This is a genomic window from Pontiella agarivorans, assembly GCF_034531395.1.
Lineage (GTDB): Bacteria > Verrucomicrobiota > Kiritimatiellia > Kiritimatiellales > Pontiellaceae > Pontiella > Pontiella agarivorans.
Map to the genome: position 1 here is coordinate 92,893 of NZ_JARVCO010000004.1, position 26,556 is coordinate 119,448.

At 53.1% G+C, this 26,556-nt stretch carries 11 protein-coding genes; all 11 read right to left on the bottom strand.

Annotated features, from left to right (window positions below):
• Positions 1-14: 14 nt before the first annotated feature.
• On the bottom strand, positions 15-3,062 hold the full coding sequence (locus tag P9H32_RS04070; RefSeq protein WP_322607595.1) for a hypothetical protein: 3,048 nt from the start codon (positions 3,060-3,062) through the stop codon (positions 15-17).
• Positions 3,063-3,357: 295 nt separating this feature from the next.
• The gene (locus P9H32_RS04075; RefSeq protein WP_322607596.1) at positions 3,358-3,993 is read right to left on the bottom strand and encodes a response regulator transcription factor; all 636 of its coding nucleotides are present in this window, start codon (positions 3,991-3,993) and stop codon (positions 3,358-3,360) included.
• A complete protein-coding gene (locus P9H32_RS04080) occupies positions 3,990-6,158 on the bottom strand; it encodes a sensor histidine kinase (RefSeq protein WP_322607597.1) in 2,169 nt (722 codons plus the stop codon). Before P9H32_RS04080 ends, P9H32_RS04075 begins: the two co-directional genes overlap by 4 nt.
• A 317-nt stretch (positions 6,159-6,475) precedes the next feature.
• Entirely contained in the window at positions 6,476-9,172 is a 2,697-nt protein-coding gene (locus P9H32_RS04085) for a hypothetical protein (protein WP_322607598.1), read from the bottom strand.
• A gap of 90 nt (positions 9,173-9,262) precedes the next feature.
• Positions 9,263-12,163: a hypothetical protein gene (locus P9H32_RS04090; RefSeq protein WP_322607599.1), complete on the bottom strand. Its 2,901-nt coding sequence runs from the start codon at positions 12,161-12,163 to the stop codon at positions 9,263-9,265.
• A gap of 106 nt (positions 12,164-12,269) precedes the next feature.
• Complete coding sequence (locus tag P9H32_RS04095) at positions 12,270-12,893, bottom strand: response regulator transcription factor (protein ID WP_322607600.1); 624 nt, start codon at positions 12,891-12,893, stop codon at positions 12,270-12,272.
• Positions 12,886-15,771 carry a sensor histidine kinase gene (locus P9H32_RS04100; protein WP_322607601.1) on the bottom strand — a complete coding sequence of 962 codons (2,886 nt, stop codon included), beginning with the start codon at positions 15,769-15,771 and terminating at the stop codon, positions 12,886-12,888. Before P9H32_RS04100 ends, P9H32_RS04095 begins: the two co-directional genes overlap by 8 nt.
• Before the next feature lie 126 nt (positions 15,772-15,897).
• Positions 15,898-18,210 carry a hypothetical protein gene (locus P9H32_RS04105; protein WP_322607602.1) on the bottom strand — a complete coding sequence of 771 codons (2,313 nt, stop codon included), beginning with the start codon at positions 18,208-18,210 and terminating at the stop codon, positions 15,898-15,900.
• Between the two features lie 232 nt (positions 18,211-18,442).
• Positions 18,443-20,353 carry a hypothetical protein gene (locus tag P9H32_RS04110; protein WP_322607603.1) on the bottom strand — a complete coding sequence of 637 codons (1,911 nt, stop codon included), beginning with the start codon at positions 20,351-20,353 and terminating at the stop codon, positions 18,443-18,445.
• A gap of 288 nt (positions 20,354-20,641) precedes the next feature.
• Positions 20,642-21,382, bottom strand: a complete 741-nt coding sequence (locus P9H32_RS04115; protein ID WP_322607604.1) for a PEP-CTERM sorting domain-containing protein — start codon at positions 21,380-21,382, stop codon at positions 20,642-20,644.
• A 109-nt stretch (positions 21,383-21,491) separates the two neighbouring features.
• Positions 21,492-26,528: an Ig-like domain-containing protein gene (locus P9H32_RS04120; RefSeq protein ID WP_322607605.1), complete on the bottom strand. Its 5,037-nt coding sequence runs from the start codon at positions 26,526-26,528 to the stop codon at positions 21,492-21,494.
• Between the last annotated feature and the right edge of the window lie 28 nt (positions 26,529-26,556).

Consider the following 26,556-nt stretch of genomic DNA (forward strand, 5'->3'; position numbering starts at 1 on the left):
AACAGAAGTATTGATTACTTAGTGACTTCCAGTCGGATGAATACATTGTCGGCACTTTGGCCGATATTGCTGATGTATTCTTCGAGCACACCGTTATTGGATACCGGAACGGTTTCATGTACGCCCCAGAGACTTTCCACGGCGAGATTGACGTTGGTCATCACGTTCACCGTCAGCGTGTCATCCCCGATCACAGAGAAGGTATAGTCCGAGCCATCGTAGGTCGGAATGACCCCGATATCACCGGCACCCGTTCCCGGCATCGGATCCCCGCCGAAGGCATACTCGCCCAGGTTGTTCATCCCGTCGCCATCAAGATCGGCATCGGCATCACCGTGCTCACCGACGAGTCCATAGGAAGCCACCCAGCTGGCATACCCGCTGACGACCGCTTGCGGTGCAATCAGTTCGAGGCTCATAACTTCAATCCCGGTAAGGCCGGAACCAAATCCCCCGGTTTCGAAGTACGGGTAGGCCGCGCCGTTTTCCAGTGCACTGTAGAAGATTTCACTCACGCCGCTTTCCGGAGTGCTATAAGCACCTCCGACTCCCGAAGTCAGGTTCGTGAGTGCTACACTGAATACAGTGGAAGCGGCGCTGTCACCCATCGTCAGGTTATAACGGATTTCCCACTCATCGCCGTCCGTCAATGCAGTCCAGCCCGTTTGCGGACCGTTCCAGCCATCGCCGTAAACACGCAATGTATTTGCATTATTCTGCGCCTGCAATGTCGCCATGGCTCTGTTTTCACGGGTGGCACTTCCATCATAACCGACATCCGTTCCATCCGTCTTGGTGGTTAGACCAATACGTGCGAGATATACAAATCCCGCCGGAACATGTGTTCCCAGAACTTTATATCGGACAGCAAACTCAATGGAATCGCCAACCGGCAGCGGAATGTCCTTCAGCAAGGTCATATTAATGTTATTGTTTGTGCAGGTAACCGTTCCTCCGGAAGCCGTATCCACCAACCAGCTTCCTCCGGCCACCCAGGAATTCTGGCCGTTGATCGCACCGTTGACATAATTTTCACCGGCGATGAATTCGATCTCGTTGGTGACCGTTACATAGTCCGGCGGCACAACAACAACGCCCGGAACAGAACGCAGCCGGATGTTGTCGATGAAGTAGTTCGGTCCTGAAACCGGATCCGTTCCGTTGTCATCATTAATCAGAAGGGCTTCCACTGCGGTCAACGCCTCTGCATCAGAATCAAATGTACCGGTCCAGGTGATGGTATTCCATTCATCCGGAACCAGCGTGCTGATGGCCTTCGAACCCCCGGCAACCCCCGCTACGCTGTAGGAGATGGTATCATCTGCAACATTGGCATCAGCCAGCTGGATAGAGGACACATAGATATCGAATGTCAGCGCCCAGTCCTGTCCCGCATAGAGTGCCCAGTAACGGTTTGACACACCATAGGAAGAGATGTCACCGCCGGTCAGATCAGCGGATTTGAACATGCCGATTTCTCCCTGTTCCGTGGCAAACGGATCTGAAATCGAAGCCAGCATCATTCCGCCGTCTTCCGGAGCAACATCGACCCATAGATCGTCCGCGTCGTCGACTTCGGCCGGCGCAACAGCTTCAATTTTGAAGTTACGCGCATAATAGTTCGGGCCTGAAGCCGGATGTGTATCCTGGTGGTTATTGATCAAGCGTATGTATGAATTCGTCAGAGCAGAAGGCTCATTCGTAAACACACTGCTATGCGTAACAGTTACCCATTCATCAGCAATCATTTGATCTCCGACGGAGGTATAACCGGAACTTGCTCCGTCAATCTGGAAGAACAGACCGTCATCTGTGACATTGGTATCTCCAGCCTGAGCTGAAGCAACATACATTTCAAAACTGAAAGTATAGGTTTGTCCTGCATAGGCAGACCAATCGTTGTTATAGCTTCCGTAATTTACATACCGGCCGAGGCCGTCGGAAGCAAACTCACCGATACCGGTTCCAAACGCGTTTGTAACCAGTGTGAATGCCATCGCACCACCCTCAGGATTCGGATCATTCCACAGCGTATCCATCGGCAATCCCGGAACAGCCTGAGTTTCAAATTTAAAGTTATCCATGTAAAGATTAGCCCCGGCCGGATGGGTGGCTTTGTCATTGAACAGGACTTGAGCACTGGCAGAGGTCAGATCATTCGGATTGATCGGCATGATGCCGAACCAAGTGACGGTATTCCACGAATCCGCCACGAAATTGAGATTACTGACTTCTGAATATCCCCCGGCATTTCCAGCAACACTGTAGTACATCGTGTCATCCAGAACCGCTGGATCCGCCAGCTGCGCCGAGGTAATGTAAATATCAACAGACAGCTGCCATTCAACGCCGGCATACTGCTCCCAGTTGTCAGAACCGGAATTATAATTCCCCCACTGACCGGTATGCGTGGCCGAATTGTACTCCCCGATATCACCATGACCGGTATCACTGCCGGTAACTGCAGTTTCTGTGGTCGCGCCCAGCATCATATTTCCGTTAACCGGCGCCTGGTCATCCCACAGCACCGCATCGTATACCGGGATGTTGCAGACCAGACTCAGATTATCCAATGTATAATTGGATCCTGCATCGTGTGTATCCTTGTCATTATTCACAAATGCAAAAGTCGCATTCGCAAGCGAAGCCGAGGCGGCCGGAAACGTCCCCTTCCAGATCACTGTGTTCCAGGCATCGGCCGTCCACCAGGAGGCATTGGCCAGCGTCAGATTTCCGCCGGAAGCAAGCACATCGGTTCCATCCAGCAGCTGCCAGGATATCGTGTCATCGTTAACGTTCGTGTTCGCAAGCTGCGCGGCTGTAATGTAAATATCAGCTGTAAACGTCCAATCACGGCCGGCATAGGTCGACCAGTCATTTCCTTCGGTCGCATAGGTCGACACATTGGTCCCTGACGTCGTTGCACTGGAATCAAATACGCCGGCCGATAAATTCATCGTGCCGCCGGCGGGATTCTGATCATCCCATAGGACGGTATCCTGCGCCTGGACAACAGCAGCCATCGATGCCGCCCCCAAGGCTGTGAACAGTAGTTTTCTCATCTTTTAATCTCCTCGTTTCACCGCCGTGCAGTCCTTTCCATGGCGCGGACCTCCTAACACGACCGTTAACATGAGTTGTTCTAACAAGGAGAGAAAATGCGAACTATGGGCCAAAAGACCCATACTTTTTACCCGCCATCATCCCGAACAGAATAAAAACCACAAACCATTAATTACAAGACTGTTGCGACGCAACCAAACCTTGTGATTTATCCCGGGAAAAACCGGATGAAAAGCGAACCGGAAACGGCCGCAAAAATACCTTCACGGATGGCGGCCGTTCCGCAGAACCGCCCTACTCTTCGTCCAGTTTCAAAATGCCTTTTTTATAAGCAATTACCACCGCCTGCGTGCGGTCGGCCGCCCCGAGTTTTTCCCGGATGTTGGTGATGTGGTGCTTCACGGTCGACATCGAAATATTGAAATACTCCACGAGCTCTTTATTGCTGGTGCCCTGACCGAGCATCTGCAGCAGTTCCAGTTCCCGCGGGGTCAGCTCTTCCTGCTGTTTGCGCGCAGAAATTTTCCGGGCAATTGACGCCGGAAAAAAAGAATACCCCTCCGCCACCTCGTGAATGGCTTCCATCACATCCTCAACCGCGCTGGCCGATTTGGTCAGATAGCCCTTAACACCGGCCTGTACCGCTTTCCAAACCTCTTCCTCCGACTCAAAGACGGAGAAAAGAATCACCTTGGCATCGGGATCAATCGCCATAATTTTCTCCGTACACGCCACCCCGTCCTCGCCCGGCATGCGGTAATCCATGGTCACAATATCGGGTTTCATCTTCTGATAAAGTTCCACCGCCTCTTCGCTGCTCGACGCATCACCGGCGGCCTCCAGCCCCGGCTCCATATCAATCGCTCCCAGCAGCCCGAAACGCAACAACTGATTATCATCCACCACCATAACCCTTATGTTTTCACTCATGCCTGCTCCAGCTCCCATTCTTTTAGCGAGGCCAGTTTCACTGTAACTGTGGTCCCCTTGTCTATCTCGCTTTCAATCGTAAGTTCACCCTTAATCCGGTTGATTCGTTCATGCATCCCCCGCACGCCGAAATGACCGGCCGGCGGTAACTGCTCGGGATCAAATCCTTTGCCGTTGTTATATATTGTCATAGAGAGAGACGACGCCCAATAGGTTAATTCAACACGGATTTCTGTTGGATTCCCATGACGCACCGCATTGGTGACCGCTTCACGCGCCACCATCAGCAGATTCCGGTCGGCGATCTGCTTCAGCCGTTTCGGCATACCCGACACCCGGATATCGAGCTCGGCCAGCCCTTCATCGGCCAGCGGTTGCAGCGCCTGCCTGAGCGCCGCCGGCAAATCCATTTTTTCCAGCAGGCCGCCGCGCAGATCGATAATGGAAGTCCGCGATTCATCCCCGCAATAAGCCAGCATCTCCTGTGCTGCAGCAAACTCATGCACATTCCGCCCCATATCCGCATCAAAACGCTCCGCCAGATTTTCCAGCGGCTGGAACGCATCGGCCATTTTCCAGAGTTCGGAGGAAAATGTTTCTGTATTGTGCTTCAGGAGACGACGGGAGCCCTGCAACTGAATCGCCGTACCGGCCAGCCCCTGCTCCAGATTATCGTGCAGCTCGCGTGCAATTCGCTGTCGCTCATCCAGCACCGCTTCCCGCTCCACCTTATCACTGATAATTCCGGTCTGGCGCTCAACGGTCTTGCGTAACAACAGGGTCCAGGCCACAAAAAGCAACAGAATGGTAAAGATAATTCCCACCGCCCAGAGCAAGCGTTTCACCGTCCACCACGGGGCCGGCTTAATAACAGTAATGTCATCCACACCCCGCAGTTGAAGCCAGAGTCCATCAGCATAAAGCCGCCAACGCATATCTTCATTATGCATCAGATTACAGATCCCCGTAAGCTCCAGAACCGCACCGGGCTTCAGTTCCTCCGGCCCTTCCACCCCGATCGGAAGCCGCGCCTCAAAGGAGTTATCCCCGGAACGGCACAGCAGACTCACCTGTACCGCATTTCCACTTTTTTCAGCGGGGGCGGCAAAGGATTTCCCCACCTCCAAAAGCTGAGCCTGCATCCGAATCAGTCCATAGTTCAGCCGCGAATCCATCAGGTCTTCCGGAAGATCCGTTCCAAACAACTCGTCCAACTCCACATCCACCGGTTCAGGCTGCTTCCCGGTATCGCTCAAAACACGCACTTTCAGCGCGCGGAAGGCCGGACTGACCGGCTGCGGCCAGGCAAATCCCTCCACTTCAACACGCTGCCCCACTTTCAGGCCATCGCTGTTCATCACGGCCACACGAAGAGCGGATTCCGCACCCCGCAGATAAATATCATTTCCCGATGCATGCGTAACCAAACCGCGCGTGCGTACCGGCTTCTGAGGATCCATCGTGACCTGCATCAGCTCCTCAATCGGCACATTGACGGCAGCATGATGAAGCCCCTCCTCCTCGATCAGCTCAAAGTCCATAATCGAATCAGCAATAAAAACCCGCCCGGTCATCTGCCGCTGTGCGTTATAAATGGTTCCAACGATGGCATTAAACCGAACCCGGCGAAACATGCAGTCGGGCAGCTTTTTCCACACCGGCACCACAGCCGGCATATTCACACCCAGCTGGATCGAATCATTGATCTCCAAAAGCAGATAAAAGCGCCCATAAGGAGCCGCCACATCGGAATAGCCGATCACGCGCCCTTCCACCGAGACCCAATCACAATCGCTGGCAGGACGGTTGATTTCATCCAGCTGGAACGGCCGGCCCCGCGGCGGCGGTTTCCAGCCGTCCACCTTCACATCAACCGCCTCAATCGCCGGATAAAATTCACCGGGATACGTCTTCCCTTCGATTTTAACCAAAGCACCGGTATGCAAACGCGGCAGTATGGTATGGTCACCGGGCCGCTGAACATACGCTCCCCCGTTTTCCGTAAGAATAAAAAAATGGGCTCCGCCCGGCGACAGACAGACCAGCTGACCGGAAACCTCAACCGGAATACCCATCGCCGCTTCCTCAACCGACAACTGCCTCAAATCCATTACATTGGTAATCACCGACTGTCCGAAAGACGGACACGCCAGCAGCAACAGCATACACACACCTGAAAAAAACCGCATCAATATCATCGGTTATCTATATTCCCATAGGGGAAAAATTCCAAGCATTGGAACCAGTAAAGGAAAATCGTAATGTGTGTGCTCCGCTGGATTTCAAAGGACTGTACTCAACAGCAACAGAAGTTAATCATGCTTTTCAGGCCCGACTGGAGAATCAGGCCGAAGGGTGAGGCCTTCGATCGGGCAGTTTTGCATTGCGGTGGCGCGCTCACCAACTGCACCGACCCGGCATCGGTCTACATGCTAAAATTGTTGATGTTCCAAAACTGCACTTGAAAGCAGTCCAGAACATATTACGGCACAATCTCCACAGCGAGATTATCTATCCGGTTGTTCCAGGTCAGCACCGCTCCGTCCGGATCGTAAGGCGCACTCCAGATGATCTCGTCAATCGCCAGATTCAGTTCTCCTGTCGTGGCTGTCGTATAGGTTTGGAAATTTCCGTTCTCCACAGGATCAATCGACCACTGTTCCACACCGTCGAGCATACCGCGCACCAGCGGTTCGCCTTGCGGAACAGCATCTGTGGATGCACTGATGTCAACAGAGGTCACCACAAACCGCTGACTCACTCCACCGATATTTACGGTGAACGTACCATCGACCTCATCCTGGCTGTAGGATGCTTTAAATGCATTTCCGTTTTCATGCGCCGTGGCCCGCCCGCCGTGCACCAGTGAAAGGCCGTTATCGGTTTCAACATATCCATATCCGTCTGACCACCAGGTACCGTTAAAATCCGACCAGTCAAACAGCGCGGTTAACGCGCCGGTCGGCGCTTCGCTTCCCACCAAACGGAAAAATTCAACCGTATGGGCCATCGGATTAGTCACCGCACCGCATCCCGTTTCATCAATGGGAAGTTCCGTAAGGTTTGTGCTCCAGCCGGCCGTAACCAGATTAGTTTTGGAGAGCAGGGAAAAAAATCCGTTCTGCGGGCCGTTGGTGAATCCCAGAATAAAACGGTTCCCGACCACGGAAGCGTAATCGATAGAAATGGAACCCTCCCTTGCGGCATGAATATCGGAACTGAATGTAAACACACGAAAACTCAAACTGCTGATGTGTCCGCCTGTATCCGGATAGGTAATTGAAACGATGTTGCTGGATTGAATCAGCCCATACGGTACCGGAATGTTAAGCTGCCCCATAAAATCATTCCGCCCATCGCCTTCATGCCCCATAAAATCGGTCGGCACATCCAGAGCCGTTCCGTTAAACCGCACAACCGGCTGTCTGGACAGCGCCTGATTCCGTCCGGCACCGAGGCGCAAAACCCCTTCTCCGCAAGCATCTTCACTGACGTCATTGATGCTGAAAACGTTAGCCTGGCCGGAAACAATCGGCAGGAAATTGGTTGAGGCATAATATTTTACCTCATCCGCGGTTTCATCCACCTGTATTGAATCCGAAAAAGCATATTCCAGCACCGCTGCCCCTTCAGCCCGAAGCTGCACCTGCCCGGGATTACCGATGTGGACATTTTCTTCGAGGACCGTTTCTTCACCGTCCCAATACAGGTTTTTCTCCACCAGTGTCTGCACCGCATTACCGTATTTTCCGAAGAGGCTCAGATCCGCCTGAACTGAATTTTCATTCAGATTGTTCAGGACGACAAACAGCTGATTGCTGCTGACATAGGCATCCACCTGAATATCCGGATCGGCCGTCGCGATACGCACCCGCGTACCACGAACATTTTTCCACAGATCATAGAATTTAATATAGTCGGTATAAACCCAGTCGCCGGTATAGCTCGGCGTGGCGTTGGTCTCACCCTCTTTCCGGAATAGTCGCCAGTTATGCGGATATCCATAATAGTCCCAATTCCACTCCTCCTTCAACATGATGAAAGGAATGGCTTTATCGATAATATGCGGCCGATCGGCAAAGCTCATGAGCATGGAATTCATGGATTTGATCGCGGCCCAGTCCCGCTCCGGCGTCCACATGATCGGCCGCCAGTCATACGCTTCGAGCCGGCGATCGCGTCCGCCGAATTCCGACACGACAAACGGAAGCGGCTGCCCTTTTTTCAGATAGCTGTAGTGTTCGATCATATCGAACGTAGCCTCCAGATTACTGCCTTTTTTAATATGCGGCCCGTCGGAAGCATAGTCGTCGTAGATGTCATAGATATGAATGCTGAAGAAATCCATATTGGTGGCGCAAATATCAAGGAAGCGTTTGTAGCGTTCCGTCCACTCTTCAAAATCGTGGTTCGACAGATCCGGGTGCGACGGGCAGAAACCACCGATTTTCACCTCCTGATTCAAAAGCCGGATCTGATCCGCTACCGTATTGTGATAATTAAACAGCTCTTCCCAGGTGGATGTTCCATACATGGGATCACTGCTGCTGTCGAACAGCGGATAATCCGGTTCATTCAGGATCTCCACATAGGCCGGGAGCGGGCGCCCCGCGTACCCATTCGCGGCCGTGCCGTAAAAATGATTCAGAAAATTGCCCATATGATTTCCCGTTGCAGAACCGAAAGGCTCGGCAGCGGTATCGGCGGCAGAAAAACTCCATCCCCCGCGCATCGTTTCCGACCCCGGCCAGAAAGGTGAAAACTGCGCACATACAATATCCAATGCCGCACGTGATTCATAAGCATGCCGCCAGGTCTGGCCGGCATAACTGTTTCGGGAAGCGGCTCCCTGTGCGGCGATTGAATAGGTGCTTCCCGAAACCTGCGACCAGCCGGGTTTTACAGGATCCTCTTCAATCTGGTTTTTGCTGTACCACCCGATATATCCGGTATCGCGCCCGAAATAGACATCACGCCCGTTAATGAAATCATGCATCACGGTTTCATCCATATCCCCCGTCGTGTGCGAAGCATGTACCGTGGAAAACTTTTCACGATCAAACGTGGAGATTCCGCCCACAGAATGTTTTACATTCACGTCAACATCCACCTGTACTGCGGCCCGGGCCGCAGCAGCAGTTCCAAGCAACACGGATAACAGTGCTGTCTTCCTCAACAAAATCATTTATCCTCTTCCCGATTATAATTCCGAGCAGAGTTTCCACCATATGCCGGGAACCGCAAATCGGTCATATGTCCGACGAAACAATCAAGGCGTTATTGTGCGCATGACCGAATGAACCCGCACACCATTCAGCCCCGAATTATTGGCTCCCGGATTAATCGTCTGGAAAAAACCATAGGCTCCGCCGCCGTTCAGGGCACTGAAAAGCGCCGCATCCACACCACTCACCGTTCCTGTTCCGGTATCGGTGCCATCGGTCAGATTCTGCAGCCGGACCGTATAGGCTGTGCCCGCCGCGTCGGCGCCCATCGTCAGGACATAATCAAACTGCAGCAGATCTCCGGCATTCAACGGTGCTCCGGTGATATTGGATGCCCCCGACACCGTCGAATAATTACTCAACAGACGATAGGTATTTTCATCTTTAATAATCTGGATATTTGCATCGGCAGCAATCGCATTTCCGGCTCCGACCGATTCCCCGGCACGGCTCTCCTTCAGGCCGCCGAGAAAGGTGTACACAAAGTTGGTCGGTGTTGAATCGCTGCCGGTGAATTCAAAACTGATACGCAGGCTGTAACTTTCGCCGGCCGCCAGTTGCACAGACTCATCGAGCACCGCCGCCTGTCCGCCGGCCGTGGTTTCAATCCGGCCCGAACCGGCGGCATCGACCACACTCCAGCCGGAGTCTGCATTCCATAACTGCTGTCCATCCAGCGTGCCGTCCGTATAATCCGGAGCGGTAAATTCAATACGTCCTGGAATGGGAACTTCAGGCGCATCGGTTTCCAGCAGCCGGAAAAACTCCTGCGGATAAGCCACCGGATTCGTAACCGATCCTGCACCACCGGAATCAATGGACAAACCGGCCTGATTGGTCACCCAGCTCCCATCAACCAGATTCGTATTGGAAAGCAGCGAGAACCAGCTTCCGGCCGGACCGTTAGAAAAACCGAGAACGATATCGGTACCCAGCATTTCGTAATAATCAATATCAATATAAGACGGTGGCGTCTGTCCATCATCGATGACCCGCAGCGCAACAGTACTGATATGCCCGCCACGGTCGGGAAACACCACTTCAACCAGGTTGTTTTCCTGAAGCTGTGCATGGTCCACCGGCACATGAAGCATTCCGAAATACTGAGATCGGTCATCCTCTTCGAATCCCATCAGATCGGCCGGAACCGCAACCGAAACCCCGTTCACTTTAACCGTCGGTTGCTGCGACAATCCGTACGCCCGGGCAAAACCGATGCGCAGTTCCGCACGGCCCGACAATCCCGGCACAACACCGTTGATGCGGAATGAATTGGTTAAACCGGCATCGATGGCTTTCAGGTAGGTGTCGGCATAATATTTGGATTCCGAAAGCGTCTGTTCAATCTGTATCGGGGAAGCCAGGGTGTATTCCAGAATCACACATCCTTCGCGCCCCACCTGAACCTGAGCAATATCACCGACATGGTTGGTTTCGACCAGCGCAACAGAACCGACATCCCCGACACCGTCCCAGTAAAGGTTTTTCTCCAGCACGCTCTGAACAGTATTGCTGTATGCATCGAACAGCGAAAGTTCCACGTCGGAGATTTCATCCACCAGATTATTAATGATCAGATAAACCTTATCATCATCCGCATAAGCATCCACCTGGATATCCGGGTCGTCCGAAGTCACATCAAGCCGCGCACCTTTCACATTCGCCCACTGATCATAAAATTTCACGAGATCGGTATAAATCCAGTCCCCGGTATAACTCTCCGGCTCATTCTCCTGCCGCAGCAGGCGCGGTCCGTAGGGTTCACCGGTCGATGAATTCCGCCCCCACTCCGCTTTCACCACCGTGAACGGAATGGTCTTCAGCATCATGTGCGGACGATCCATGAAAGCCAGCATCATGGCATTGCAGGATTTCAGACGCAGCCAGTCACGATAGGCATTCCAGCCCTGATTATTATAATCATGGGTCTGCGCACCGTATTCTGAAATCATATACGGACGACGAACCCCCAGCTGTTTTTCACTGTAATAATCGATCATATCGAACATGGCTTCCATGTTCGCCCCTTTGCGATATTTCTGCAGCCCGCCTCCAATGCTTGGAAAATCGTAAAGATGCAGGCTCCAGAAATCCATTTTTTCGCCGGCGATGTCGATGAACGATTTCCACTCGTCGTCCCATTCCTGAAAATTGTCTTCATCGTGATCCGGAAAGGTGGTCACAAAACCGCCGATCAGCGAGTTGGTATTGTGCGCTCGGATTCCATCCGCCACCCCATTATGAAACCGCCAGATATCATCCGCCGTTGCGGAGCCGTAATCCGGATCGGATGACCAATCGAGGATATGCCAGTCGGGTTCATTGATAATTTCCACAAAAGCCGGCGATGGACGACCGTTTCCGTTTTCCCCGAAGTTATCGTAAAAATTATCCAGATAAAGGCCCATAAAATCGCCGGTTGCAGAACCCAGCGGCTCCGTCGGGGAATCATTCGTCGAAATGGCCCAGCCGTTATACTCGGCTCCGTTGGGCCAGAATCCGCTGTACTGAGCACATAGAACATCCCCTGTTGCACGGGATTCATAGGCATGCCGGCTCGTCTCACCGTCGTAGGAATTGCGCGACTTCGTCCCCTCGCTCACCATGGTCGAAGCATCCACCCATCCCGGGTTGGCAGCATCTTCGTCGATGTATGCATTCCCCCGCCGCTGCCAGCTGATACCGCCGGTTTCACGCCCGAAATAAACATCCCGCCCATTCATGAAATCATCCAGCAGGTCCGGCACGGCATTCGCCGCCCCCTGCTGCCCGCCATCCCAGTCGCTTTCGGTATGACTGGAGTGAATAGTTATGAATTTTTCCCGCTCAAAGGTTGAAACTCCGCCCGCTGCACGACCGGTATTCAGATCAACCTCAACCGAGACTCCGGCTGCACAAAACGGCAGAAGCAGCCCCACGGAAATAGTCCCTATATACATCTTCATCGTCCCTCTTCCTTTCGGTTTTCGCCCTGCGATTCTCCTCCACAGCGTGTTAACCTCCCATAGGTCGAAAGAACGACAAATCAGCTATTTATCCAATGGCTGGAATCTACAGGTGCACAATTCCCCGTTTTACGGCAGCAATCGCCGCCTGGGTACGGTCCAGCACGCCGAGTTTTTCAAGCACATTGGAAACATGCACGCGCACCGTGCTGGCCGAAAGATCGAGTTCCCCCATGATCTCCTTGTTGCTGTTTCCGGCAACAATCAACTTGAGGACCTCCAGTTCCCGCGGAGTGAGCGAAGCCTGCCCTTTCCGCGCTTCCAGCTTGCGGGCAATCGCGGCCGGAAAATAGCTGCGCCCCTCCGCCGCCTCGCGAATGGCTTCAATGATGTGCTCATACGCATCAGCTTTGGAGAGATACCCCGCCACGCCGGTCTGCCAGGCGTTCCAGATATCTTCCTCTCCTTCATACGTGGAAAGAAACAGAATTTTGGCATCGGGAAACTGCGAAAGAATCCGCTTCGATGCTTCGAGGCCGTCGAGATCGGGCATGCGGTAATCCATGGTCACCACATCCGGGTGACATTCGCTGTAGAGCCCCACCGCTTCTTCACCGGTGGCGGCCTCCGCCACGGTAGTCATATCTCCTTCATCCGAGATAATATCCTTCAGCCCGACACGCAGCAGTCCGTTATCATCCACAATCATAACCGAAATTTTATCACTCATACCTGCTCTCCAAATGCGATGCATCCGTCCGCACCGTCAACTCAACCCGGGTTCCTTTTCCCGGCTCGCTTTCCATCGTTAAATGACCGGAAATTCTTCGTGCACGCTCCTGCATACCCAGCACGCCGTACCGCCCGGTCTCGGCAATGGCTTCCGGATCGAAACCACAGCCATCATCTTCAACAACAGCGGTAAATGTGGCCTCGCCGTACTTCATGGAAACCGAAATCCGCTGCGGACTGGCGTGATGCGCCGCATTCACGGCGGCCTCAGTAATGATCCGAACCAGCTGATGCTCTACAAAAAGCGAAAGACGAACCACTTTTCCCACGAGCCGGAACTGCAGTTTCGGGGCATCCTCATCCAGCCTCGAGATCAGCGTCTGTTTCACCGCAGCAGGCAGATCCACCTTCTCCAGCATGCCGTCGCGTAAATCCTTGATCGATGCGCGCGATTCCTCCTGACAGACCCGCAGCGCATTGACCGCTTTTTCCACCACCGGCAGATCTTCCGGCGAACTTTTCCGGATTTTATTCAATAATCGTCCCAGCTGCAGCGACAGTGCGGTCAGCCCCTGCTCAAGTGTATCGTGCAGCTCCCGCGCAATACGCTGACGTTCATTCAGCACGGACTCCCGTTTAATCTGTTTTCCGATGGTACTGGTCTGTGCGGCAACCACCTTCCGCAACGAAAACACCCAAACCACCATGAGAAACAGAATGCCCGAAACAATGATAATTCCCCAAAGCAGCCGCTGGGCCGTCCACCATGGGGCCTTGCGGATAATTTCGATTCCGGCCTCCCCGGAAAGTTCAAGCCAGAGAGCCGCAGTCATATTTTCAATCCGCGGATTTTTTGTTTCCGACACATGGCCGATTCCCGTCAGTTTGACCAAACTGCCCGGACGCAGGCCCTCCGGAAGCGGAACATCGCCGGGAAATCGTGCTTCCACCAGCCGACCGCCGGCACGGCACCACAGCGTCTGCACCTCAGGCAGCTGATCTGTTCCCCCATCGCCCGGAAACAAGCGTTTCTCGGCATAAACAAACTCGGCATCCAGTGCAATCAGGTCATAGTTCCAGCCGGAATCGATCCGCGAATTTTCCAGCGAAACCGTAAACGGCCGTACAGTCCGGCCGTGTTCCAGACACTGGATGGATACCGCCTGAAAAGACGGGCTGACCGGCTTAAGTTCAACATAGCCGACCAGTTCAACCAGATCACCTTTCTGAAAAGGCTGCTCTCTGAAAATCGAAACCCTGAGACTGCATCCGTTTCCCCGAAGATACAGAGCATCTTCCGAACCGCCTGTAACCACCCCTTTTGTTTTCACGAGAGCAAAGGTCTCTTTGCCATACTGCATCAGCTCATCGATCGAATAAAAGCGGGGTACAGAACCCAGAAAATCAGAAACCAGGCTGAAGTCATCCACGGAGTTAATATACAGAACCCGTCCGGTCATCTGCTTCATTTGATTGGCCTTGGTGGCCAGCACACCGGAAAAAGAAACGGGGCGGAACATAAAGCGCTTCATCCGCTCAAAAGCCCCCTGCTCATAAGGCACAAATATTTCAATCTGTTCGTTGCCGAAGCCCCGGGATGTTTCCAGTTTTATCAGATAGTGCCCATAGGACTTGATGAATTCCATCGATACCGGCCGCCCGGTCACCTGCACCCAGTCCACATCAAAATTGGTGGAACGCGTGAGTGTACGGCTCAGCCGCATCGCTTCCGGCAACGCCCGTTGTCCGGTAACTCTCAACGATGAGGCCAGCAGCACCGGCGAATAGCCGCCGGACTCCGTAGTCCCTCTAAGCTCAACCAGACTGCCGGCCCGGAGATCCGTATATTCCGCAGCCGGCCGGGCCAGCTCAACATACATTCCGGCCTGATCGTCGTGCACAAACAGGCGCGTCTGCCGAGGATGCAGATTGAGTACCTGTGCCTCGATAATCACGGGGACCTTTTTTGCCGCTTCTTCATTCGTAAGCCGCTTAATGTCGAAAATTCGTTTTATAACCGCTTCCGGTTCTCCGCCATAAGCCGGTTTACGGGCAAGCTCGCCCAACCGGGCTTCCGAAATTGGCGGCGAACGGCGCACCTCCAACGACAGGTTACTGACCCGCACATAGGATCCCAACGTGGAAAATCCCCCGGTCTCATCAAACTCGGCCGGAAGCCGCAGGAAAAAATAGAGCGGTTCCGCTGCGCAGTTATTGTGGTTCGCCTGATTAATCAGACCGACAGCGGCCTGCTCAATACCGTTTACGTGATTCGAAGTGATTATTGTGGAAGGTCCGAACCCCTCCTCCGTGCGCTGCACATAAAAGGTTACAGTCAGCGGTCCACCGATATAACGGTCGTCCGAAGGCACCGCACAATGCGGATAGGGCTCGGTCCAGGAATCGGAGCGCATATTCCAGAATGAAAACCCCGCATACTGTTCCGGACCACTTCCCGACAGTACCGAAGCATAGGCTCCGAGATCGCCGTGTATCCAGGGGGATTCTCCCCCTGTACGCAACCCGAATGAAAACCACCAGTGGTTCAGATTATCCGGGGATGTGATTCCCTTCGCTTCGAACACCATCTTAAAAACCGCATAGTCGCCGACCGCCAGCTGCACCGCATTCGTATTAAACATGGTGCCGCCTAAATCGGCGTCGCGGTAATCGCTTCTAAACGGTTCTCCCTTGATCCGTTCGCCATCCGAAACCCACACCGGAGCCGTATTCGTCAAATGGTCGGTTTCATGCCACTGCACATTCCAACCCGAAAGGTCGGAACCGGATGTTTCAAAAACGGGTTTCGAAGCTCCGGACTGTGAAGCCGTCAGAAATGCAACGGCGAAACATATATTTTTAAACCCGGATATCATATTTTTTCATACTACTCACCACACGCTCATTATCCAAGCCCTGCAGCAGATTATGTAAAAAGGCCTCCGCCGAAACGGAGGCCTTTACAACATTCGGCAGACCGGATTAAATCGCTTCGCTCCCCATCACGGCATATTGGTCGTAATCGTCGTTTTAAAGAACAGCCTGTCGCTGGTGCTCAGCTCCCGGGTGACGGCATCATACATAGCATCATGCGGCGTACGGTTGATTGAATCCCAGACGGCCGGGGTAAAGTCAATATTCACCAGATCCGGAGTCGTCAACAGATTATAGGAAATTCCACTGAGCGGATCCGTCAGCTCAACGATGGTGTAATACACAACACCGTTGGAAACCGTCATTTCCGGAAGTACACCGACATCCGCCGGATTGGTGGGGTTCCCGGCCCATCCGTATTCATGAAGATTGAGCATTCCGTCCCCATCAAAGTCTTCATAGGCTCCGCTGTTCGGTTCACCGGCCATACCGTATTCTTCCAGAAAAGCATCAAACCCTTCCGGTTCCGGCGGGGGATTCAGCAGAATAACCGCCGCCAGATTATCTATTTCATACCCCGCCGGATTTGCGCCGCTGACAGCATCACCGTCACTCAGATCATCCGCAGTATAAATGCAGAAGTAGGTTGGATTATTGTAGGCCGCAGCATTCACAATGGCGATATCTTCAACACGGTACGACATCGCCGTTATTTTATTGGAAACCATCATGCTGCACAGCCAGGTATCAGCCACGGCCGTTTTCTTTGCGGTGTAGGAGACGGCCAGTTCATCGCTTTCGTGATCGGCCGTTCCGAGATCAATACCGAGATCAGACAGCGGAATACGCAGCACCGGCGGGGTGATCGCCATGTAATCATCATCGGCAGCAAAGGTGATCGCCACATCATTACTGTTCATGGTCTGGTACCAGGCAAAACCCAGCTCTGTACCGGTCGCTCCGAAACGTTTAGCTGCCTGGTTACCCGTGGTTGAAAAAAACATATCAATGAACCGTCCGTCGTCCGAACCGTTCACAAACATTTTCCAGTCGTAAGTAACCCGCAGGGTTTCGTTCGAAACCAGCACACGCGCCGGATCAGTGACATAAACACCGCGGTTAGCAAGACCGCCGACATTGGTATCCGATGGAATGCCGCCGAAACCGCCATCAGCCGGCAGGTCGGCCAGCCCCGGACGATGCTTGATGACCGTCGGACTCCCGGCAGTATCACCGCCGCTCCACCAATACTGATCGAAATTCAGCAAATCCATTCCATAAGTTGGAAGGTTCCAGCTGTACAGCGCATGCGGCGTCCAGAATGAACCCAGATTCCAGTTATATACCACTTCCAAAGCGGGCAATACGGTCCGGATATTCAGATTATCAATTTTATTATTAAAGGTCGCATTCGGATTCGAATGATACCCCACCTCCCAGACAATCTTTTCAATCGGAGCCGACAGGTCTCCCGAAGTTGCCGCCGTATACGTTACGAGTCCTGCATTGGTTACCGGCTCGATGACCCACTGCGCCAAACCGGCAGCATAACCCGTCACCGTAGGATTCATGCTGCTCTCCGGCGGGTTGCCTTTATTGGCTTCGATATCAATGGATTCCACAACAAACCAGGACTTGCTTCCGTCCTTGTAGATTTCAAAAGTCCCCGGTTCCTGGTCGTTTGCCTCATAGGCCGCTTTCAAAGCTGTTCCATTTGCACCGCCCGGTCCATCACCGCCGCTGGACGCCGTTGCCCGGCCACCGACCTGCATGACAATGCCGTTATTCGTTTCACTGTAGCTGAAACTGGGAACCTCCCACCAGTTTCCGTCAAATTCCTCCCAGTCAAAAACCGCAGTGTCTTCCTGAAAAACCGGTTCATCCGCGGTCGTGATACTCAGGTTATCAATCTGGTTTTGATAGTTTGCCCCCGCATTGGTTGAAATGCCCGTATGCCAGACAATCTTACTGACCGGATTGGTTAAACTGCTCATACCGGCTGGTGTATAGGTGGTAAAACCAACCCCTTCTGCGGGAACAATCGTCCAGACCACAGCGCCGTCTGCAGTTCCTTTAACCGTCGGGGTGTATTCCCCGTCGCCGAATGCACTGATATCAATGGAATCAATCACAAAATAGGTATCCACTCCGCTCTCCTGAAATGTGAATTCACCGGCAGAGCTATCCTGTGGATCATAATCCACTTTAAGGGCGGCTCCATTATCTCCGCCCGCACCGTCACCGCCGTCTACAGCCGTTGCCCGTCCGCTTGCATTCATCACTATTCCATTATTTGTTTCGCTGTAGCTGAAGCTGTTAATCTCCCACCACGCGCCATCAAATTCTTCCCAGTCAAACGTGGCGCTGAGGCCTGCGGCTCCAGTTTGTATTACCGCACAGGAAGCCAGCACTCCTCCCAGCAACAATGGTTTCATTTTCATCGATCTCACTCCTTGGTTTGAATAACGGACCGTATTCACTGCGGGACAAATCCTGTTCCCACCTATTGATGCTGATACGTTAGGTCACTCTCCCGGCTTTCGGTATTGGATATCTATCCAAGGTTTGAAACCTCCCGGATCATCCCGCAGACTCTGCGGCCTGAATGCAAAAAGGGCTCACCCGAAAAACGGGTAAGCCCTGTATGAGATGAAATCGATTCTATACGCCGCCTTACAGCGTAATGGTAAAGCGGTCCACATCCTTCGGCCGGTCCGGCATCACACGGTTGCAGTTTTTGTTAAAATGTTTTCCTACCGGAACATTCCGAAGATTATTAAGGTTTTCAAAAAGGAATTCGTGCGAAGCCTTATATTGGATAATATAACCGCGCTTGTCGGTAACTGTCACCAGATAGCCGCCATACTGGACCCCCCGCATAGAACCTTCGTCATTGACCGCCTGCACCTTCATTTCCACTTCATTATCGCCCATCAGCACAAATTCACCCTGGTTCTCGGCCGAAGGCGTGAAGATGTCCGACTTACGATCCAGCAGCACATAGTTATCGCCGGTCGTTTCCTCGCCGAATACAAAATATTCAACTTCGAGCGGATAAGTATAGTCTATACCTGAAGCAGCCGGCTTCAGCCGGGCTCCAAACCGGTAATCAACAATCTGAAGTCGCCTGTTGGCTTCCAGCCATGGTGTTGTATCCGGCAGCCTTCGCTGATTACTTGATTTTGAAAGATCGATTTTAAACTGCGGCGGATTCAGGAGACTGACATATTCGCGATCCTCCGGAGAAAGCATGGCCGTATCAACCTGCCGTTGCTTTTTCCTCGCATTTTCCAGCACCACCGTCTTTCCCAGCCCCGTTTTATAGATCGCTTCAAACTGGCTGTTATCCACGGTGGTCCAGGTGCGCATTTCCGGACCATGCTCCGCTGCAGTCACTGGTGGTGCAGGCTCAACCGGATTTGCATAGACAATCGGATTACGCGAGGTCGGTGATACATTTGAATAGTCATTGAATACCGGACCCATTTCACAGGTAGCTTCCCCGGGATGCAGCTGGTTGTAAATCAACTCCGCCATATCCGTTGTGAATTCTTCCGTTTTAAAAAACGGCAGCGTCGGTCCATTACGATGGGGGTTGCGGTCATATTCGACCCCTTCCACCTGAACACACAGCATGGCAGCAAAAATGCCTCCGTGTGACTCGCCGAGCAGAATCTCAATCTCCTTCGGTTCGTTGGCTTTCAGCTCAATCCAGTCCCCGACTTTAGAATGATGGTTGGCCATGGGATATTTTTCATTATCAGCCGATGTACTTTGCCACAGATGTTCGGTGTGTTCCTGAAAGTCAGTCACCCACTGCGGAAAACAGGATAGCAGCACCAGTTCTCCGTCGACGCGTACCGCGAGTGCATCATCGCCAAAGCCCCAGAAACGAAATTTAATATCTTCGGGATAAACCAACTGCCCTTTATAATGCACCAGCCAGCACCAGCCCTTCCCATTGGATTCACCGAACGCCTGCGGGGCCTGAGTCGACTGCAACGGCGGCATGGCAATGGATGTGGTGTAGAGTTTCTGCGGTGCACGATAATAGCGGCTGAACACACTCGGTGACCAGTCACGCATCAGAAATTTGGCCAGCAGGCCGGCAAGCTGCACCGGATCAGTTACACAGTCCGCTCCGGATCGCAACCGGTTAAAATCGTAATAGGTACCTTCGAGGTCGTTCCCTACGGAAGACGTTGCACCGAACTGCGAGACATCCTCGAGATCCGGCATGATATCAAATCCCCCGATGCTGTCGCCCAGCCCGTCCGTCATGCCGCTCATTTCCGGCAACTGGATATCGGGCATGCTGGCCTGTTTGACTTTTGTAACAATGCGGGTGGTGGATCTCGGTTTCGAAGTTTTTTTGACCTTCACCTTCGGCTTTTTGAGTTTCATCTTCGGCCGGTCAACGGGTTTGGGCGGTACAAACTTTTTCTCTTCTTTCTGCACAACATTAAAGACCACCAGCATACCCGCCAAAAGGAACGCAGCAGCATGGATCGCGATGCTGATAATAAATCCGCTGGGAGCCCCCTTAACGACCCCCTTATTTTTTTCAGCTGTCTTTTTCATCATCCGTTTCTCCTCAGCTCCCCGGATATCCTGCGGGCTATACCCTGAATCTTATCCGAGCGTTGAAGGAAAATCTAATGAAAGCAGTCATAATTCGCTATCGGTCAAATGTACAATGCGTTTCAAACGCAATACCTTACGAATAATTCGCAAAACATCACATTAAGTCATCCCCCTCACTGAATCCGCATGAATTGACGCTGAAAGCAGCTCAAACCTCGCGCAGATCGAGCGTTGAAACAAAAAGGCCTCCGATTTCTCAGAGGCCGTTCCAATCACTGGGAGTTCACATTACCTCATTAAACGACGGCGAACAAACAGCACCGCACCGCCAAAGAGTCCCACCAGCCCTATGGTCGCGGGTTCCGGGATCGTCTGGGCGTAGCTGTCCACACCGGCATTTGATCCGCCGTTATGCTGAATATGTCCGTACACATTGGCCGCGCTGTACATCGTGGCATCCGTTACAGTAAACGAATTGGCATACGCTCCGCCTCTGAAACTGACTGCCACATTAATTTCATTTTCCGTGGCCGACTTTGTAAAAGCCACAGTGTAGAGCTCTCCATTGGCCTGCCCCGCACTGACATCGAACCCGGTGTTTTCATTAATACCGCCACCGAACGCATAGATATCCCCGGTCGCTCTGGCATCGAATTCAAAGCCGATCTTAGGAGCTCCGGAAGTATCGGCAATACCATCGGTGAGCCCCAGCCGGAATCGGGCGCGAACATTGGTGGCGTCATAAAAAACACCTGCTGTAAGTGTAATGGTTTCCCCCACCGCCCAGCTTCCGCCTGATCCCTTCTGGGTAAAAGCCGGCCCGTTGCCGAGCATCGTATAGCCATCAACCGCGGTATTTTCTGTCACCTGAACTGCCCGGCTGTTCCAGCCGTCGATTTCATCAATCGAAGCTCCATCACTGAATCCATCCGCCGTATTAAAATCGGTGAAATAACCGGTAAAAGGATCCGCAAGAACCCCGCCCGCCAAACAGATCGATGCAGCCAATAAACACATCTTTTTTTTCATATTTTCTCCTATTTGAACTTTTATAGTTGATACCCTGTCATTCCCGCAGGACCTCCGCCACTTGGACCAATATCCAGGTAAAAGAGGCGGACGACCCTGCAGACGTCATTCACGGCGTATCGATTGTTACGTTCAGATTATCAATCGTGTTACCGAAGGTGGTGCCGGGATCTGCCGCTTCGCCGGTATTCCAGATCATGACATCAATATCCTGCGACAAGTCACCGGAGGTTGCAGACGTATAGGTCTGAAGACCCGTATTCTGCGTCGGAATAATTGCCCAGACCTGCACCCCGTTGGTTCCGCCGAGATATCCCTCCACCGAAGGAATCCAGGCGTTGGTCACCCCGCCGCCGATCCGGTTGGCTTCAATCTGAATCGAATTCACACGGAACACCTGCTCCTCGCCGTCGATCTGCATGACAAACGTTCCCGGAGCTGCATCCTGGGCATAGGCAGCCTTCAATGCTGTACCTCCATCTGCCGCCGTAGCAGCCGCACGGCCTCCGGAAATCATCACCACACCGTTATTGGTTTCGGCATAATTGTACCCTTCCCACCAGTTTCCGGAGAACTCCGCCCAGTCGAACAGCGCGGAAATTCCCGATGGCAGCGCGGAGGGCACATCGTCAATCCGGAAATACTCCTGCGGCAGAGCGGGCAATGTATTCGAAATCACCGCTTCACCGCTCGCATTGAACATCAGATTGGATTCAACGACTTCCCAGGGGCCATTCACCAGATTGGTGGTGGCATAAAGGGCAAAGGCAGCATCGCCCGGTCCGTTGGTCACACTGAGGACGATGTTGCCGTCCTGAATCAGCAGAGCCATTACCGAACCGTCAATGCCCGATCCGGCATCGACACGGGTCAGGATAAATTTATCCAGATTCCATTGCCACGCCGGTGATGACGACGCCGCCACACGGGCCACATAAGATCCATTGCTGACAGCAAAATAGGAGGCCGACTGCAGAGTCACGTAGGCATCCCAGGCTCCGGTATTCGGAACGTCATCGCCGGCCAGCGAAACACCATCCAGCAGGAATTCAATTCCGGAGCCGTCATTCGGCGAAGCGATGACATACTCCAGTTTATAAATGCCGTCTTCCGGAAGAGTCACATGATATTCCGCCCAGTCGTTGGCTTCGACATAGTTAATACCCACGCCGGAATTTGACACCCCGCCGGTATTGAAGAAGCTCTCCGCCTCTACGGTATAAACCGATCCGCCGGCGACCGCGTCAAAGACCGTGGTTTCATTGGTTGCGGAAAATCCGCCGTCCACCGTGGTTACCACAATCTGCGCAGAACCGCCCGCAACCCCGGTCACCAGACCGCTGGAGCTCACCGTTGCCACCGCAGGATTAAGCGATGTCCAGGTGACGGAGGGATCGGCAGCCGCAGACGGCAGCACCGTCTCATTCAGCTGAACGGTATCTCCAACCGCAATAAGACGGTTTGCCGGCGCCAGCTCGACCTCCGTCACAGCAATCGGCGGAGGCACGGTAATGATACTCGTATCCGTCAATCCTCCATCCGTGGAAGTCGCAGTTATGAGGGCGGTACCTTCAGCAACCGCGGTGACCACACCGGAGGCATCAACCGTGGCTACCGATGGATTATCCGAACTCCAGGAAACCGTCTGCGTAGCCGCATTGGCTGGATACACCGTTTTCGTTAGCGGGGCAGTTTCGCCTGCCCGGATTACACGGGCCGCAGGATGCACAGCCACTTCAGCAACGCCGAACGGAACAAATGGATTCACGGTAATGACCGCAGTATCGCTGTACCCACCGTCTTGAGCCGTCGCGGTAATCGTAGCAGATCCCGCCGAAACCGCGGTGATCACACCCAGCTCATCCACGGTTGCGACTGCGGTATTATCGGAAGACCAGAGAATCCGTTTGTCACTCGCATCAGCAGGCGAGAGCGTCGCCTTAACCGTATCCGTCCGCTGCTCTATGATGGATCGTGCAGACGGACTTACACTGATTCCAGTCACGGGAATCGTAACGGCCGAGGCCGAACGCCCGGGAGTTTGACTGAACTCGGTAACCTGCAGACTGACGCAGGAATAAGTGACGTTGTTCAGAATCTCACAGGTGATGGAGTTGTTTGTCTGCAGATACGCTTTCGGCACCGGAATCTCAATCGTTCCGAACCAGCGCGGATTGCCGAGCGACTCGCCGCGCCAGTCACCGTGGAAGTCCAGCGCATTTCCGTTAATGGTAATCACGTTCCGAGCATCATCACTCATCACAAAGTCGCGAATGAACAATCCGCTGATTCGTAACACGGCCTCGGCATCCCCCGTCGGCACCGTCACTCCGTTGATCTGTGCGGTGAGTGTTTCCAGTGAAGCTTTTTCAACCCGGAAAGGTTCCGTGCCGCTCAGGCTCTCGCCATAGAACTTGGTTTCCTGTGCAGTTTCGTCAGGCATCTGTTCATCAGCGAACGCATAACAGAGAATCATGGTTGCTTCAGCACCGATCTCTACCGAGCCCGGAGGGGTCAATACCGTCTGATCGCTCAGCACCGGCCGACCATCTGTTCCCGACGAAAGATCCAGATAGAGGTGCTTAATCTGCACACTGCTCACTGTATTTGATGAAAGTCCAAACGAATTGAGGTTCACAACCAGATTCGTCGGTTCAAGGTTGTTCAGAATCAGATATCCCCTGTTGCCGTCGACATAAGCATCGACCTGCATATCCAGATCGCTGGCTATGGTGTCCACTCGTATTCCATCCACATCGCTCCAGAGTTCATACCATTTAATGAATTCACTCCATTCCCAAACCCCGCTTCCCGGTGAGGTCTCATCCAGCATCGTGCTGGGATAGCGATAAAGAACATCGTCGACATAATAATCTCCCCATGTTGCTTTAACCGGCGTAAAGGGCATCGATTTAACCACATAGTCGGGGCGTTCCAGAAATTGCATCATCATGGAACTGAAAGGCTTGAGATTTTCCCAATGCTGACGTCGGCGATCAATCGTCGGAGTATTCGCCTGATATGAACCGCCCACCGCTCCATATTCAGACAGCACAACCGGTTTACGGTTGGAAACCCCGTTTTCGTGTACATCATACCATTCCAGCGTATCCAATGTTGCTTCCACCGGGCCGCCGTGACGGAAGGTCCCGCTTCCGGAGGTCTCCCACGCCGGCCAGTCATACAGATGGACCGCATAGAAATCCATATTGCTTCCGGCATGGTCAATGAAGCCCTTCCAGACCACATCCCACTGCTCCCAGGAACCGAAGCCGCCGTCACCGGTAGGATAAGCAGTCGTCCCGGCATCTTTATAGAAATTGGCTCCGTTTGTTGCCGACGGATCATTACCCACGATCAGGTCATAGTAATGCTGTCCGTCGTAACGCGGCAAATCGCCCTGCCAGAGATCATGCAGCCCCCAGGTCATACCGCCGATTAGCGGCGCTTCATCCCCCAGACGCTCGCGGACTCCAGCGGCCACGAGATTGTGGTATTCCCACAGACTCTCCCAGTTGGATACCATGAACTGACCGGTCATCAATTCCATATCGGGCTCGTTGATCACTTCCCAATACATCGGCAGCTGTTCACCGGATGTTTCTCCGTTTTTCCGGAAATACTGATCCAGATATTCCACCATCCACTCCGCCGACGTTTCAATGTCCATCGGTTGCCAACCCGTCCAGGTAGAACCGTTCTCGAACCAGCTCAAAGTCGGATAACTTGGATGCGGCGTCGTACCCATGATCATTTCATTCTGACGATCTTCATAAGCAATCCGTTCCAAATTCAGATCATATTGTCCACGCAGATAAGTCCCGTAATTGGTCATAAAACTCAAGTCAGCCATGTTGGCCCGGTCAGGATCTTCTTCTGTTGCCCGGAATTTCCAACCCACAGATCCATTGTCGCGGCCGAAGTACACATCCAGATCGTTCATCAGATAGTCCATTTTGTCTTCTTCGCCATCCCAATCTGTTTCGATGAAGCTGGAATGTACCGTGATATGCCGCTCGCGGCCGAAGTCGGAAATGCCGTTAACCGAATGTTCAATATTCCAGTTCACATCCACATTCACGGTTCCTCCCGGCAGTACAGGAGAAGCTTCGCCGATGACTGTGATGTGTATAGTTCCCGTTGACGCACCATCCACATCGGATGCTTCCACAGTAAAGACATTAAGCCCTTCATCACCGGTGAGCGGCGTTCCGGAAAGCCCGCCGTTTGCAGTCACGCTCAGCCAGGCCGGACCGCTGAGTTTAGTGAAGGTTACGGTATCCCCGTCCGCTTCTGAAACATCGGCCTCCAGACTGCCGGTATACGCAACGTTTACATCGGCATCCGTTTTTACGACTGGATTGGAATGAAAGAACGGCGGACCGGGTTCAGGCTCGGAACCCCCGCCTGATCCGTTCGGTGTAATCGAAACGTTGTCAATGCCCAGCCCGTTTCCGGTTCCGTCGGCACCCCAGCGAATGAAGAAGGTTGCCCCATCGGCAATGTTCAGACCGCTGATGACATGCGAAATCCCCGCCACACGGTTGGCCGACAGATTACCGTCCCCCGTTGTCCACATCGCAAGTACATTCGGCGCAGTAAAGTCCAGCTGACTTACGGCGATCCAGGTTGCCCCCGCATCCATCAGCGAGGTGGCATCCAGGCTGTATTCAAAAGCCAGTCCGACCGTGGTATTCCCGCGATACCACTGCTCACCGTCATAGGAAACCGCAAGCTGGGTAATATTTGATCCCGTGTTATTCTGCAATTGAGCCCCGAATCCGCCCGGAGCCTGGAATCCCAGACCAAACGCCCGTTCAGCAGCACCGTCCGATGAACCGAAACTGGCCACCCGCGAATGATTGGCGGAAACCGTCCCGCCACAGGCATATCCATAGGTCTGAGCACTATTGGCCCACCAACCGGTAGAGAGGTCCGCCCCTGCTGTTCCGGTCCAGAACAGCGCGTTGACGATTTCCGCATTCGGTGTAATCGACCCTCCGCCGCTCCCCCCCGAAGTCAGCAGGGAATCAAAGGTTTCCGTATGGGTTGGACCCGTCAGCGGAATCGGGCCGGCCAGACTGGACAACTGAAAAACAGCGGTACCGGCCAATGCAGTTATAATTACTCTCAAGCGCCTCATCATGCTCTCTCCTTTTATGATTGGAGAAACA

Bases quoted from the DNA above. Each gene is read 5' to 3' on its own strand.
- P9H32_RS04105 (WP_322607602.1), bottom strand. From the start codon at position 18,210: ATGAAAATGAAACCATTGTTGCTGGGAGGAGTGCTGGCTTCCTGTGCG.
- P9H32_RS04115 (WP_322607604.1), bottom strand. From the start codon at position 21,382: ATGAAAAAAAAGATGTGTTTATTGGCTGCATCGATCTGTTTGGCGGGC.
- P9H32_RS04120 (WP_322607605.1), bottom strand. From the start codon at position 26,528: ATGATGAGGCGCTTGAGAGTAATTATAACTGCATTGGCCGGTACCGCT.
- P9H32_RS04080 (WP_322607597.1), bottom strand. From the start codon at position 6,158: ATGCTGTTGCTGCTGGCGTGTCCGTCTTTCGGACAGTCGGTGATTACC.
- P9H32_RS04070 (WP_322607595.1), bottom strand. From the start codon at position 3,062: ATGAGAAAACTACTGTTCACAGCCTTGGGGGCGGCATCGATGGCTGCT.
- P9H32_RS04090 (WP_322607599.1), bottom strand. From the start codon at position 12,163: ATGAAGATGTATATAGGGACTATTTCCGTGGGGCTGCTTCTGCCGTTT.
- P9H32_RS04095 (WP_322607600.1), bottom strand. From the start codon at position 12,893: ATGAGTGATAAAATTTCGGTTATGATTGTGGATGATAACGGACTGCTG.
- P9H32_RS04100 (WP_322607601.1), bottom strand. From the start codon at position 15,771: ATGATATCCGGGTTTAAAAATATATGTTTCGCCGTTGCATTTCTGACG.
- P9H32_RS04110 (WP_322607603.1), bottom strand. From the start codon at position 20,353: ATGATGAAAAAGACAGCTGAAAAAAATAAGGGGGTCGTTAAGGGGGCT.
- P9H32_RS04075 (WP_322607596.1), bottom strand. From the start codon at position 3,993: ATGAGTGAAAACATAAGGGTTATGGTGGTGGATGATAATCAGTTGTTG.